We start from the raw sequence: 13,296 nt of genomic DNA, 5'->3' as shown, positions 1-13,296 counted from the left end.
TATAACTGGGTTCTTGGTTGTATTTGGACCTAATCTACATATACTAAATAATCTTGCTATCGCTGTCTTAATCTATGTGATTTCATTTACTTACATAATTCCTTCAATCGTTATTTCTCGATTTAACTTACAGAAAGTTTCTAGGGAAGAAAGACCTCGATTGTATAAGAAGGTTTCAAGCTTCTTATTTTATAGAAGTCGGCCAACACCACAGATTTATCAAGGTAAGGATGCTCCATTCTTCTTGCAGGGAACACTTCTTGGAAGCCATTTTCTCATATTAAACTCAAGCTTACTCGAGCGCTTAACAGATGTAGAAATGGATCGCTATCTTGAAGCAGAGATGGGATTTGCTGATACATTCAATTCAAAGATTCTGGGGCATTTATTAGCAGTACTATTATTTTGGCGTAATATTTTTAATTGGCTATTTAATCTCTTAAGAGCGGAAGCCGTCTTTCGCTATATTTTTGTCGTACCGAGAAGACTCTTTAACTATATTTCTAATAGCTATAAGAAACATTTTTTTAGCAATAGTGAGAACAGTCAAATCGATATAAGAGGTATTGCACAAAAAGTGATTTATCTTGAGAATTCAAGAATTAACAAAGTACATTTTAATATTTCTTCTACAACAATGTGGTCACTCCATTATCATAAGGAACACGAGATGGACCAAAGGTTCTATCAAAGTGAGCTACTATGAAGAAAGTTTTTAAGTTCTTTAAAGATTTGGATTATACAAAGTATTATCCAGCGCTTTTTACGATTGTTTTTCTTTTGGTTCTTTTCCAATACAAATTTCCAACGATTGAAGCAATCTTCTATGACTTACGTCTAAAAACGGACTTTAGTCTAAATAAAGATGACAGAATTGTTCTTATAAAAATTGATGAAGAAAGTGATGAGTTTTTAGGTGAGAGCTATCCCTATACTTATACAACTTACTTAAAATTATTCCGTAAGGTTTTAAAAGATAAGCCTGCTATTATTAATTTCTTTGGAGATCTTTCAGCTCCTTTAAATGAGAGAGAAGCAAACTCTTTAGAATTACTTCACGATGAAATTAAAGCCTACGTCAAACAAGGTGGCCTATATCGTTATGGAACTGAATTAGACGCATGGGGGGAAAGACTACCTCCTCAACAATTACGAGATCTTGGTTATTCTCCAGCAATTGTTAATATTGATAGTAAGCTATTTGCTAAAGATGATGTTGTAAGAAGAATGGTTCTCAATATATCAGGAGAAGAGACATTAAGCTTTTGGACGGCAAATGAGTGGAGAATTCTTCATGGTAAAGAGCCACTAATTCTTAATAATCTAAAAAGTGCATATTATATGCCCGAAGCTGACGCTAGTTTTAGCTTGTTTCGTTACCCCTTACGCAAACTTAAGCATGTCGAAAAACTACCGGTTCATAGGGTTGTTGTTGGGAATATTCCGCCAGGCTATTTTAATGGAAAAATAGTATTAATTGGTCCCGCCTATATATCAAATCTTGGTCATTACGCTAAAACTCCATTTGATAAAGATCAGAGGCGATCACCAAAATTAGAAATACATGCCAATATGACTAAGTCACTTATAGAAAATAAGCTAGTCTATGCAATACCGATGTGGGTAACAAAATTAATTTCGATGCTAATTGGTATCATTCTTTCAATTGTTATCTCACGTATCCAGCCAGTAAAAGGACTTGTAACTACAGTTGCTATTATCTTTAGTACGATTCTGATTTCTTATTTGATATTCATTGCTTTTGGACTTTGGCTATATATAACCCACATCTTACTTACTGTGTTTGTTGTTTATTATATTTGGGTTCCCTTTAGGGCCATTGGTGAATATCAACGTCGTTATAAAATTCAGGAAGAGACTAAATTATTAAAAAGAGTTGAAGATTTGAAACAAAACTTTATCTCATTAATGTCACACGATTTAAAAACCCCTGTGGCCAAGATTGCAGGTGTTGCAGACAATATGTTGCAGAAAAATCGTGGTGGTGAAACGTATGTTCATGAAGGGTTAAAAACAATAATTGATTCAACTAAAGAATTAAATAATTTTATAACTTCAATCTTAGATTTAACTAAAGTTGAATCACGAAATATTTCTCTTAATCTACAAAGTAAGGATGTTAATAAAGTAATTGATGATTGTGTAAATAGCTTAAGTTATTTAGCGCGATCAAAAGAGATGAAAATCAATACTGAATTAGGCCCATTATTTCCTATCGAAATTGACACGAGCTTAGTTAATAGAATTATTTCAAATATTGTTGAAAACTCAATTAAATATGCCGGTATAGGCAAAGTCATTGATATTAAAACTTGGGATGATGATACTTGGGTTTATATTGAAATATCGGATAATGGCGTTGGTATGGGACAAAATGACGTCGATAATATATTTGAGAAGTTTTATCGGGTTAAAAACGATGCTTCTCATACGATTAAGGGAAGCGGTCTAGGTCTTTATCTGGTAAAATACTTTGTAGAACTTCATGGTGGAGAGATATCTGTAACCTCTCAAATTGGTGAAGGAACAAGCTTTTTAATTAAATTTTTAAATAAATAATTGGAGTGCGTATGCATAAGGTTTTAGTCGTTGATGATGATAAGGTTTTACAGAGTTCTGTAAGGGAAGCTCTTGAATTTCATCACTTCGCTGTCGATGTTGCAGACAATGGAAAAGAAGCACTAAGTGCAGTTTATAAAACGAAATATGACCTGGTTGTTATGGATGTTAACATGCCAGAGATGGATGGGATTGAAGCCTTAACTGAAATCAAAAAACATGACCCATCTGTTATTGTTATTATTTTAACGGCATATTCGAATGTTACTGATGCTGTAAAGGTCGTTAAAGAAGGTGCTTATAATTACTTAGAGAAGCCAATTAGCTCTGAGAATTTAGTTTCTTTAATTAAGCGAGCATTAAAAGCACGCTCACTAGTTGAGACAGTTGGATTCTCTGCTCCAGTTTTATCTCTTGGGGATACTAAGAATAAATTTGTTGGTGAATCAGATGTTATGCAAAAGGTTTTCAACGTAATTGGAAAACTTGCACAGGTCAATACACCGGTTCTTATTCGAGGTGAGTCAGGTACTGGTAAGGAGCTTGTTGCTCGTGCCATTCACTATAATGGGCCAAGAAAAGATGAAAAGTTTGTAACGATTAATCTTGCAGCGATACCAGAGAACTTAATTGAGTCTGAATTATTTGGGCACGAGAAAGGTGCATTTACTGGTGCCAATGAAAGAAAGATTGGTAAATTTCAATTTGCTGACGGTGGAACACTTTTCTTAGATGAGATTGGTGATGTTTCACCTACAATGCAAGTAAAGCTACTTCGTGTTCTTCAAGAAGGCTCGTTCACTCCTGTTGGTTCAAACAGAGAAATTAAATGTGACGTAAGAATCATTGCTGCTTCACATAAGCCTTTTGAGAAAATGATTGAAGACGGAACTTTTAGAGAAGATTTATTTTATCGTTTAAATGTTCTTCCTGTTTATCTACCTCCATTAAGAGAAAGAAATTCAGATATTCCACATCTTGTAGATTACTACGTTAAATATTTTAACAATGTTCACCATCTCAGTATTTCGGGACTGGATGATGATGCGATGGCCATTATGAAGAGTCATGATTGGCCAGGAAATATTCGAGAACTAAGAAACGTTATTGAGCATGCTTTTATTATTGAAAGCGGAGACATAATCAAATCTTCTTCACTACCAGATAAGATTCGTAAATCAGCAACTGTTGAATCATCTAATGATGCTGATGAACAAACAATTATCGATTATGAAGAGATTAAAGACTCTGTTCTTACAGACGCAGGTCAAGATGAGAAGCTAATTGCAAGTGCGCAAGGCTATCAATTTGTTTTTGCGACGACAGAAGAAGATGGTGAGTTAAGGCTTAATTTTTCACAGGCAAAAGATATCTTTGAGAAAGAGTTTATTGTTCAGGCTTTAAAGATCAATAAGGGTAAGATTAATCAAACTGCTCTAAAAGCGAATATTCCAAAGAAGACGTTACTTCGTAAAATTGAGAAATACGAAATTAATCCTAAGGAATATTACGAATGAATCGAATATGGCAAATGACCTTACTTATTGTAGGGATTTTATTTTTAGATCAATTTTCAAAAGGCGCAATACAATCAAGTTTTAAACTAGGTGAAACTCTTGAGGTAATTCCAGGCTTTTTTAATTTAACATATGTTAGAAATCCAGGGGTTGCATTCGGAATGGGAGGAAGCTTCCCGGACGTTGTTAGAATGGTTCTCTTTAAGATTCTTCCAGTTATTGCTTGCTTTTGGTTTGTCTATCTTATTTGGGATGCACGTAAGAAGAGCTATCTTCTATGTCTTGCCTATTCAATGATCTTTGCAGGGGCCGTGGGAAATCTAATTGATCGTATATCACTAGATTACGTTGTTGATATGTTTGATTTCTATTATGGTGGCTGGCATTTTGCAGCTTTCAATGTTGCAGACGCATCCATTTCTGTGGCAGCAGGTATCTATATAATTGATTATTTCTTAACTGAGTATAAAGGAAAGAAGAAGAGTGCTAATACTTAAGCACTCTCTTCTTCATTATTTGATTCTTCACTTGGTAAATCTTTTTTAATCCCGTATTCATTATGAAGCTGATCTAAGCTTTCTTCTGAGATATAAAGTTCTGACTTTAGAGTCTCTTTTCCCCAGATAGCAAATGCATCATTATGTTCATACATTGTAATCGTTTCCCAAGGGCAATCTTGAGAACAGTTTTGACAACCGATACAACGTGCTAGATCGATTTCAACTGTTTGATTAAATTGTGGGTTATTTGGATTTGGCCCAGGAACTAGTTCAATTGAATCTACTGGACATCCTTGAATACAGATTTCACAACCTGTACAACCTGATTGGTGTACAACAGCAAGTAGTTTTGGACCTTTTTTACCTTTTCTCGCAGGTTTAAAACGTGCTGAGTGGTAAGGGTTCTCAACTAAAAATTTAACATCTTCGCTCATTAGCAATTCCTAATACTTTAATACAGACAGTATTTTAACGTATATCAACGCATCATTAAAGGGATTTTTGCCTGATTAAAATACATTAGGTATAGTCCTTTAGCAATATTGGAACGTAAAAAGATTAAGTAAATAATAATTTTTACTTTACATAATTTCAGGGGTTTACCGTGAGAAAACTAAGATTTGTCACAGCGGCCAGCTTATTTGATGGTCACGATGTATCAATAAATATTATGAGAAGATTACTTCAGTCAAAAGGCGTTGAGGTAATTCATTTAGGCCATAACCGCTCGGCGCAAGAAGTTGTGGATGCTGTATTACATGAAGATGCTCATGCAGTTGCACTGAGTTCTTACCAAGGTGGGCATAATGAGTACTTTGCCTACGTTAGAGAGCTCTTAGATGAAGCTGGTGCCTCTAATGTACGTATTTTTGGCGGAGGTGGTGGAGTTATCACACCAAAAGAGATTAAGGCCCTGCATGAAAAGGGAATTACAAGAATCTATTCTCCAGAAGATGGTATGAAGCTTGGTCTTGAGGGCATCATTGATGACATGATTGAGCGAGCAACTCATTCGACACTGGAAGGTTTTGACTTAAATGCTAAGCAAAAAGAGCTGCCAAAGACAAGTCTTGCAAAGGTTATTACTGCAATTGAGGATGGGACAGAAATTGAGATTCCATCTTCAGAAAAGAATATTCCAGTTCTAGGTATTACGGGAACAGGTGGAGCCGGTAAGTCATCATTAATTGATGAAACTCTTTTAAGATTTCACCGCTTCTATCCAGAGAAGAAAGTCGCTCTTATTTCAGTTGATCCAACAAAGAAAAAGACACAGGGGGCACTACTTGGAGATCGTATTAGATTAGGGTCTGCAAACTTTGAAAACTTCTATATTAGATCCCTTGCAACTCGTGACTCAGGAACAGAGCTTTCACCACAAATCAAAAAGACTGTTAATTTTTTAAAGGAACAAGACTTTGATTTAATTATTGTTGAAACTTCAGGTATTGGTCAGGCTTCTGATGAGATCACAAAGATTTCTGATAAGTGTATGTATGTAATGACACCTGAGTACGGTGCCGCAACTCAGTTAGAAAAAATCGAAATGCTTGAACAAGCTGACTTTGTTGTTTTAAATAAATTTGAAAAACCTCGCTCAGAAGATTCAATGAGAGATATTAGAAAACAATATCGTCGCAATCATAATCTCTTTGCTGGGCATCCAGGTTCTCCAACTGATGAAGATTTACCAATCTTTGGAACGATGGCATCTAAGTTTAATGACGTTGGAGTAAATGCATTATTTCAAGCAATTGCACAGACTTTTGATTTCGATCAAGCACCTCTGGAAGGAATTGAGGCCAATCGTGCACGTACCGATAAGACTAGAATTATTCCACCAGAGCGAGCTCTTTATTTAAGAGAAATTGCAAAAACAAGTCGTGACTATAACTCAGAAACTTTTGAGAGAATGGAAAAGCTACGTGATGTTGAGGCCCTAGAGATCACAAGTAAAATTGTTCCTAGTAAAGAAATCGAAGAAAAGCTTACTCAGTTAAAAGAAGAACTTGGTGAAGAAGTTGAAAAAGAATTAGAACAATTTCAATCCGTTCTTAAGCAATATGAAAGTGGAACATTTACTTACAAGGTTCGTGATCGTGAGTTCAACGTAGCGACTAAGTATCAATCCCTTTCAGGTGTTGATATCCAAAAAGTTGGAACACCAAATTTCACCTCAATTGTAGATCAGTATAAGTTCATTAGAAATGTAAACCTTCCAGGGTTCTTCCCATACGGTGCTGGGATTTTCCCATTTAAGCGTACAGATGAAGATCCAAAGAGAATGTTTGCAGGTGAAGGTGGACCAGCAAGAACTAATAAACGTTTTCACTATCTTTCAAAAGATGACAAGGCAAAGCGTCTTTCAACAGCTTTTGATTCTGTAACTCTTTACGGAGAGGACCCTGATTTACGTCCAGATATTTTTGGTAAAATTGGCGAAGCAGGTGTTTCAATTGCAACAGTTGAGGATATGGAATTATTATTTGATGGTTTTGATCTTTCAGATCCATACACTTCTGTTTCAATGACAATCAATGGACCGGCACCAATTATGCTGGCATTCTATCTTAATACGGCCCTAAGACAAAAACTTAAGGGCGATGATTATTATGATAAAGATAAGCGTTTGGCGATCCTTCAACAAATTCGTGGAACAGTTCAAGCAGATATTTTAAAAGAAGATCAGGCCCAAAATACTTGTATCTTCTCTCTAGAATTTGCACTAAAAATGATGGGGGATGTTCAAGAATACTTCTGTCAGCAAAAAATTAGAAATTATTATACTGTTTCAATTTCTGGTTATCATATTGCAGAAGCTGGTGCGAATCCAATTACACAAGTTGCTTTCACACTGGCAAACGGATTCACATTTGTTGAGTACTACTTAGCTCGTGGATTAAATATAGATGAGTTCTCTCAAAACTTATCTTTCTTCTTCTCTAATGGATTAGATCCTGAATATTCAGTAATCGGTCGAGTTGCTAGAAAGATTTGGGCGATTACAATGCGTAATAAGTATGGAGCAAATGATAAGGCTCAGAAGTTTAAGTATCATATTCAAACATCTGGTCGTTCACTTCATGCTCAAGAGATTGATTTCAACGATATTAGAACAACTCTACAAGCTTATCTTGCACTTTCAGATAATTGTAACTCTCTTCATACAAATGCATATGATGAAGCGATTACGACTCCAACTGAAGAGTCTGTTCGTCGTGCAATGGCAATTCAAATGATTATCAACCGTGAATTCGGTCTTAATAAGTCTGATAATCCAATGCAAGGAGCTTACGTAATTGAAGAGTTAGCTGGTCTTGTTGAAGAAGCTATTCTTTCTGAATTTGAGAGAATCTCAGACAAAGGTGGTGTTCTTGGTGCAATGGAAAGTATGTATCAGAGATCTAAGATTCAAGAAGAGTCACTTCATTATGAAACTCTTAAAGACTCAGGTGAGCTACCAATTATTGGTGTGAATACTTACATCGCCGATAATATTGACGAGCAACTAAATCAAGAAATTGAATTATCTCGCTGTAGTGATGAAGAAAAGAAAGGACAAATTGCTAGACTCAATGACTTCAAAGAAAGAAATAAAAATAAATCAGAAGACGCGCTTAATCGCCTAAGAGAAGTTGCACTTTCTGGAGGAAATATTTTCGAAGAATTAATCGAGACGGTAAATTATTGTTCATTAGGTGAAATCACAAATCTTCTATATGAGATTGGTGGGAAATATAGAAGGAATATGTAATGAAGAAATCTAAGCTATATACTCGAACAGGTGATAAGGGTGAGACTAGTCTAGTTGGTGGACAACGTGTTTCTAAAGCAAGTGCTAGAATAAACCTTTATGGAAACTTGGATGAGCTAAATAGCTATATCGGTTTATCTCTTTGTTATATTCAAGAAGTACGATTGAAAAATACATTTAAAAGGATCCAGGACAATATCTTTGTCCTTGGGTCCAACTTTGCGAGTCTAAAAGAGGACCGTGAAAATTACAATTTACCTAAGCTAAAAGAAGATGAGTTAATCCACTTAGAAGAAGAAATCGATTACTTCGATACTATCGTTGATCCATTGAAGTACTTTATTCTACCTGGGGGAGGTGTTGCCGCTTCTCATATTCATATCTGTCGTACTAAAACTCGTGAAGTAGAAAGACAGGCCGTGGACTTAGGTGATGTTGAAAGAATCGATTTAGAATATCTAAATCGCTTATCTGACTATTTCTTTATTGTAGCAAGATTTCTAAATAAGATTGAAAATATTAAGGATGTTGCTTGGGTACCAAATAAGTAAGAGTCTTATTTGAAAAACTTCATGATTTTAGTCATGACAGTTTTATCCTCTTCAGGCTCTTTTGGTTTCTTTTTCTTAGCTGGCTTTTTAGTTTGTGCTTTCTTCTTAATATCTCCGCGAAGCTTTGGGCTTTGCAGACTTAATTTATTATTTATGGCCAAAAAGCTTGTTTGATCGGCAAGATTCGTATTGGTCTGTGTCACTTCACCATTTTCAAAATGCTCTTCGATCGGTCGGGTGAGAGATTTAAGTTCGAGCTCAGTTAAGTCATCAAGACATATTGTAATATAGCAATTTCCTATTCTTACAGTTTCATAGACATAGAGCCTATGGGGCCCTTCGATTTTCTTGTTATTGATGAAGGTACCATTTGTAGAGTTAAGGTCCTTAACTATTATCTCATTTTTTTTTTCGTGTGTAATTTCAAGGTGTTTTGATGATATTTTCTTATCATCTACTGATATATCTACTGCCGACTTTGATCGCCCAAAAGTGATTTTTGGTTTGATCAAAAATTTGGCCGTATTTTCACCACATTTAATAACTAATGAGATAGACATTGCTTGATACTCCTATATAAAGTATATCACCAATATGATATAATACAGGTATTGGATATAATTACCTACGTAATTTCAGAGGTTTATATGAGTGAGCTATTAAATGTAACATCAAAGGCCCTTGGCCAAATAAAAAACATTTTCGAAAGTGAAAATCGTTCTAAGACTGACTTCGGTCTTCGTCTAGGTGTTATCGGAGGCGGATGCTCTGGACTATCTTATAATATCGACTTTGATGCCCCTAAGGACAGTGACAATATTATTGAAATGGATGGCGTAAAGATTCTTATCGATCCTAAGTCTTCAATATACCTTAGTGGAATAACTTTAGATTTCAAAGACGGCCTAAACGGAAAGGGCTTTGTATTTGAAAATCCAAATGCAAAGAATACTTGTGGATGTGGTGAAAGCTTTAGCGTTTAATCTTAATAGGTTTTTTAATATCTTTTAAGACGAATTTGCTGGTTTTTAGAATATTGGTAATATTCTCACCCCAGTAATTTGGATCTGTTTTTCTATAGAGTCTTTCAAATTCAAAACTTGTAAGTGATTTAGCATCAATAGATATACTAATGCTGCCAGCTTTTAGAATATCATAGACATATAAAGGCTCTTCATTTTCGATTCTTTTCTGATTGATAAATGTTCCATTTTTGGAAGACAGGTCACGGACAAGAATTGAGCTTTTGTCATAGATAATTTCAAAGTGTTTTGAAGAGACTTTAGGGTCATCCAGAACAATATCGACAACTTCTTTGTTTCGGCCAAAAGTTATTTTATTTTTTATAAGAATTTTCTTTGTGTTTTTCTTGTCATCGATAATGAGGCGAATAGACATTACGATTTCCTTTTTTCAGTGCATCACTAAATTACGTTAAATAGTCTTAAGACAATTTCTATTATATATTTAGTTTTATATAGTGAAAGGTACAATAAAAAATGCCTAGTAGAGTTTAGTTAATATTGTAATTAGTAAAGTAGGTTAACGATATGGAAAACAATCAAGAGATTATTAAAGATGTAATGTTTGAATTCTTCTTTAACGATAACCAATTTACGTTAAATAATTATGTTGTTTACAAGTTCAAAGGTGAGGAAACTCGAGAGTATCTACAAAGGCAAATTACTGCTGATATAAGTGGCCTTGATAATGCTGCGACAATTGCATGTCGCCTTGATCGTACAGGACGTGTGTTTTCTTTTTTCTATTTAATTCATAATAATGATGGTTTTTATCTTGCTGTCGATGAGAAAATTTCTGAAGAAACAATTGAAGAGTTAGAGAAGTTTATCATCATGGAAGATATAACGATTGAGAAAACTCAAAAGCTTCCATGCCTTTCAACGAGGAAGGGAAATGACTTCGTTACAATGGATCTATTTGATGGTGTAGGCTATATCGGTCTTGTTGATGAGAAATTAGACAAGAAAGATTATGTGAACTTCTTAGAAGTCTTAACAGCATGGCCTATATTAGATAAAACAATTGATCGCACTAAATTAATTAATGAAACGCGCTTAAATGAATTTGCAATTAGTTATAATAAAGGATGTTTTCTTGGACAAGAAACCGCATCAAAAATTGAAAGTCGAAGAGGTGCCGCTCGTTATCCAGTGTTATTAACTTCAAATAAAGAACTAGCTGATGAGGTTAGTCTAAATGATAAAAAGGTAGAGATACTTAATCGTTGTAAGATTGGTGAAACTCACTTTTCTGTAGCAAAAGCGCCAAGGGAGCTATTAATTAATAATCTTGAGGTTTCATACCAAGATGATTTAATCAAAATTAATACATATCCTGTACTTGCTAAAGAAAATATAAAAGAAGAGATTAGTGAATACTATTATAATAAGGCCGTTAATCTCTTTCATAAAAATAAGATTACTGAATCTTTAAGCTTGTTAGATCAAGTTATTAGTTTCAATCCTTTATACGCAGATGCATATGAGTCTAAAGGAGTTATTCTTGGAAATAGCGGAGAACACCAGATGGCCATTGATGTTATGGATGAGTTATTAGCGGTTGATGAAAGCTCTGTTATGGCACATACCAATAAATCCTTATATTTAATGAAGCTTGGAAAAATAGAAGAGGCCGAGGAAGAAAAGGCCCTTGCAACAGTTGCTTCTTTCAAGCGTTTCGGTGATGAAGCTAAAGCGAAGAAAGCGAAAGAGGAACAAGAAAGAGCGGAAAAAGAAGAACGTGCCCGTCGTTTTGAAATGTTTAATAAGGTTTTGGCCATTGATGAAAATGATGTTGTTGCAAACTTTGGATTAGCTGATATTCATTTTAATAATGAAAAATTTGAAAAGGCACTAAAGCATTTAGAAGTAGTATTAAATGAAAATCCTAAATATTCTGTAGCCTACTTACTAAAGTCAAAAATACTCTTTAGTGAAGAGAAATATGAGCAATGCTTAGAAGTAATTGAAAAAGGAATACCGATTGCAACTTCTCAAGGAGAGCTTATGCCTGCAAATGAGATGCAAACAATTAAGTCTAAGGTTTTAAGGAAGGTTTAGTAATACTCACTTCTTGCAGCTAGTAACTCGTTTTTAATATTCTCAATTGAGTCAGAGTTTATCTTTTTTTCTAGATTCAAAATATGATTACGGTGTGAGGCAACCATTTCTTTAAAAACAAGATAGATTTCATGGCCTTCAGTTGAAATAATCTCTTCTTTATAAGCCTTCTCTAAATCAAGTTCACAAAATACGAGCATATAATATTCTTCAATTGCTCTCTCTTGTATTTTTTTAAATTCATTCTCTGTGAAGTCGTGTTCTGTTTGTTTTGAAAGCGATGAGAATAGTTCAAGGGCCCAATAAAAGGTCATATAAGCGTGGTATATACCTCTAATTGGCCTTAAGGCCCTACGCCAAGGGCTATAATAGATTTTTTCTTCAAGCTCCTCTAAGAGCTCATTCTGATTTAAATAGCTATTTAGAACATGGTGTCCATTTTCATGAAGAAGGTCATCCATTAGATCTATATCATCACGGTCAAATGTATTGATTGATGAGTATCCTGGAAGTGTTTGCATTGAGTAGCTGACAATTCCCTTTTCTTTAATCGGTATAATATTATTCGTAAAAGTTTTAAATACCTCAAATAAATCAGGAGTATACTTTCTTAATCTTTCGTAAGCCTTTGCTATTTTCTCTGTCATTAAAGATGATGAATCTTCAAGGTCGGAGTAGAAGATTATAGTTAAGTCATCGATCTTCGTACTTAGAGCGTGCTTGTTTTTAGAATTTTCATTGATATGAGCAAGGACTTTATCTTCTAGTTTATCAAATAGTATACGGTTACCGTTTTGATATACTGATATATTGTCATCACCAAGCTCAGGTACATTCAAATAGCGCAGCTCTTGGTCGACTTCTTCTAGGATATGTATTTTAAAAAATGAAATAATATTATCTTCTAAAATATGAACAAGCTTTTTTGATTCAGCTAAGAGGTCTTTTGTCTCACTAAGTGAATTCAAAAAAGACTTTGCAAGATTGCTATCGTGCCAGAAATTAAATATAGCATCTTCTGATTCACTCATTTCGTAGTCTTGGCCTACTTCAAATTCTGAATGGTAAGAAATGATCTCAATTAATGCTTCTATCAGATTAAACCAGTAAAAATTTAAGTTTGAATATGAGTCGAGTTTAGTTGAAAAGATGGCCTCTTTATAGAAGTCTTGAAATCTTTGAGACAAATACTCATTGCTCTCTTCTACATCACTAGATGCATCTTCACGATAAAGTGCAAGTGTTTCTAAATAAGACTCTTTGAAAGAGTTATTATTTTGAATGAATTGATTGAATTGTTTCATGGAGTTT

At 34.5% G+C, this 13,296-nt stretch carries 12 protein-coding genes; 8 read left to right on the top strand and 4 right to left on the bottom strand.

The genetic code is table 11. The features are described 5' to 3' along the window. The first annotated feature begins 13 nt into the window (after nt 1-13). Genes DAY19_RS04290 through lspA form a run of 4 tightly spaced genes read left to right on the top strand, consistent with a single transcriptional unit; the run spans nt 14 to nt 4,594 of the window. Nucleotides 14-706 carry a hypothetical protein gene (locus tag DAY19_RS04290; RefSeq protein WP_133296880.1) on the top strand — a complete coding sequence of 231 codons (693 nt, stop codon included), beginning with the start codon at nt 14-16 and terminating at the stop codon, nt 704-706. After that, nucleotides 703-2,580: an ATP-binding protein gene (locus tag DAY19_RS04285; protein ID WP_114705936.1), complete on the top strand. Its 1,878-nt coding sequence runs from the start codon at nt 703-705 to the stop codon at nt 2,578-2,580. Before DAY19_RS04290 ends, DAY19_RS04285 begins: the two co-directional genes overlap by 4 nt. An 11-nt stretch (nt 2,581-2,591) precedes the next feature. Continuing rightward, nucleotides 2,592-4,097 carry a sigma-54-dependent transcriptional regulator gene (locus DAY19_RS04280; RefSeq protein WP_114705935.1) on the top strand — a complete coding sequence of 502 codons (1,506 nt, stop codon included), beginning with the start codon at nt 2,592-2,594 and terminating at the stop codon, nt 4,095-4,097. After that, the gene (gene lspA, locus DAY19_RS04275) at nt 4,094-4,594 is read left to right on the top strand and encodes a signal peptidase II (RefSeq protein ID WP_114705934.1); all 501 of its coding nucleotides are present in this window, start codon (nt 4,094-4,096) and stop codon (nt 4,592-4,594) included. Before DAY19_RS04280 ends, lspA begins: the two co-directional genes overlap by 4 nt. On the opposite strand, the gene DAY19_RS04270 is transcribed toward lspA, so the two are convergent. Beyond that, nucleotides 4,591-5,031, bottom strand: a complete 441-nt coding sequence (locus tag DAY19_RS04270) for a 4Fe-4S dicluster domain-containing protein (RefSeq protein ID WP_114705933.1) — start codon at nt 5,029-5,031, stop codon at nt 4,591-4,593. The two genes, lspA and DAY19_RS04270, sit on opposite strands and share 4 nt — an antisense overlap. Nucleotides 5,032-5,201: 170 nt before the next feature. On the opposite strand from DAY19_RS04270, the gene icmF reads away from it, so the two are divergent. Then, nucleotides 5,202-8,351 (top strand): fused isobutyryl-CoA mutase/GTPase IcmF, encoded by a 3,150-nt coding sequence (gene icmF, locus DAY19_RS04265; protein ID WP_199506607.1) that lies wholly within the window; start codon nt 5,202-5,204, stop codon nt 8,349-8,351. Continuing rightward, nucleotides 8,351-8,902 (top strand): cob(I)yrinic acid a,c-diamide adenosyltransferase, encoded by a 552-nt coding sequence (locus DAY19_RS04260; protein WP_114705932.1) that lies wholly within the window; start codon nt 8,351-8,353, stop codon nt 8,900-8,902. Before icmF ends, DAY19_RS04260 begins: the two co-directional genes overlap by 1 nt. Before the next feature lie 5 nt (nt 8,903-8,907). Here the strand turns inward: DAY19_RS04260 and DAY19_RS04255 are convergent, their stop codons facing one another. After that, complete coding sequence (locus DAY19_RS04255) at nt 8,908-9,462, bottom strand: FHA domain-containing protein (protein ID WP_114705931.1); 555 nt, start codon at nt 9,460-9,462, stop codon at nt 8,908-8,910. Nucleotides 9,463-9,549: 87 nt separating this feature from the next. Between DAY19_RS04255 and DAY19_RS04250 the strand changes: the two genes are divergently transcribed. Beyond that, on the top strand, nt 9,550-9,885 hold the full coding sequence (locus DAY19_RS04250) for a HesB/IscA family protein (RefSeq protein WP_114705930.1): 336 nt from the start codon (nt 9,550-9,552) through the stop codon (nt 9,883-9,885). Here the strand turns inward: DAY19_RS04250 and DAY19_RS04245 are convergent. Continuing rightward, nucleotides 9,875-10,300, bottom strand: a complete 426-nt coding sequence (locus DAY19_RS04245) for an FHA domain-containing protein (protein WP_114705929.1) — start codon at nt 10,298-10,300, stop codon at nt 9,875-9,877. The genes DAY19_RS04250 and DAY19_RS04245 overlap by 11 nt on opposite strands. Before the next feature lie 152 nt (nt 10,301-10,452). Between DAY19_RS04245 and DAY19_RS04240 the strand changes: the two genes are divergently transcribed. Continuing rightward, a complete protein-coding gene (locus DAY19_RS04240) occupies nt 10,453-11,985 on the top strand; it encodes a CDC27 family protein (protein WP_114705928.1) in 1,533 nt (510 codons plus the stop codon). Here DAY19_RS04240 and DAY19_RS04235 read toward each other — a convergent pair. Next, nucleotides 11,982-13,289 (bottom strand): aKG-HExxH-type peptide beta-hydroxylase, encoded by a 1,308-nt coding sequence (locus tag DAY19_RS04235; RefSeq protein WP_114705927.1) that lies wholly within the window; start codon nt 13,287-13,289, stop codon nt 11,982-11,984. The genes DAY19_RS04240 and DAY19_RS04235 overlap by 4 nt on opposite strands. Nucleotides 13,290-13,296 lie beyond the last annotated feature (7 nt).

Origin of the sequence: Halobacteriovorax vibrionivorans (assembly GCF_003346865.1) — a bacterium.
Classification (GTDB): domain Bacteria; phylum Bdellovibrionota; class Bacteriovoracia; order Bacteriovoracales; family Bacteriovoracaceae; genus Halobacteriovorax_A; species Halobacteriovorax_A vibrionivorans.
This window is presented reverse-complemented; position numbering and strand designations above follow the sequence as displayed.

What these genes read in the sequence shown, in the direction of transcription:
- DAY19_RS04285 (WP_114705936.1), top strand. Translation starts at nt 703, where the DNA reads ATGAAGAAAGTTTTTAAGTTCTTTAAAGATTTGGATTATACAAAGTAT.
- DAY19_RS04280 (WP_114705935.1), top strand. Translation starts at nt 2,592, where the DNA reads ATGCATAAGGTTTTAGTCGTTGATGATGATAAGGTTTTACAGAGTTCT.
- lspA (WP_114705934.1), top strand. Translation starts at nt 4,094, where the DNA reads ATGAATCGAATATGGCAAATGACCTTACTTATTGTAGGGATTTTATTT.
- DAY19_RS04270 (WP_114705933.1), bottom strand. Translation starts at nt 5,031, where the DNA reads ATGAGCGAAGATGTTAAATTTTTAGTTGAGAACCCTTACCACTCAGCA.
- DAY19_RS04260 (WP_114705932.1), top strand. Translation starts at nt 8,351, where the DNA reads ATGAAGAAATCTAAGCTATATACTCGAACAGGTGATAAGGGTGAGACT.
- DAY19_RS04255 (WP_114705931.1), bottom strand. Translation starts at nt 9,462, where the DNA reads ATGTCTATCTCATTAGTTATTAAATGTGGTGAAAATACGGCCAAATTT.
- DAY19_RS04250 (WP_114705930.1), top strand. Translation starts at nt 9,550, where the DNA reads ATGAGTGAGCTATTAAATGTAACATCAAAGGCCCTTGGCCAAATAAAA.
- DAY19_RS04245 (WP_114705929.1), bottom strand. Translation starts at nt 10,300, where the DNA reads ATGTCTATTCGCCTCATTATCGATGACAAGAAAAACACAAAGAAAATT.
- DAY19_RS04240 (WP_114705928.1), top strand. Translation starts at nt 10,453, where the DNA reads ATGGAAAACAATCAAGAGATTATTAAAGATGTAATGTTTGAATTCTTC.
- DAY19_RS04235 (WP_114705927.1), bottom strand. Translation starts at nt 13,289, where the DNA reads ATGAAACAATTCAATCAATTCATTCAAAATAATAACTCTTTCAAAGAG.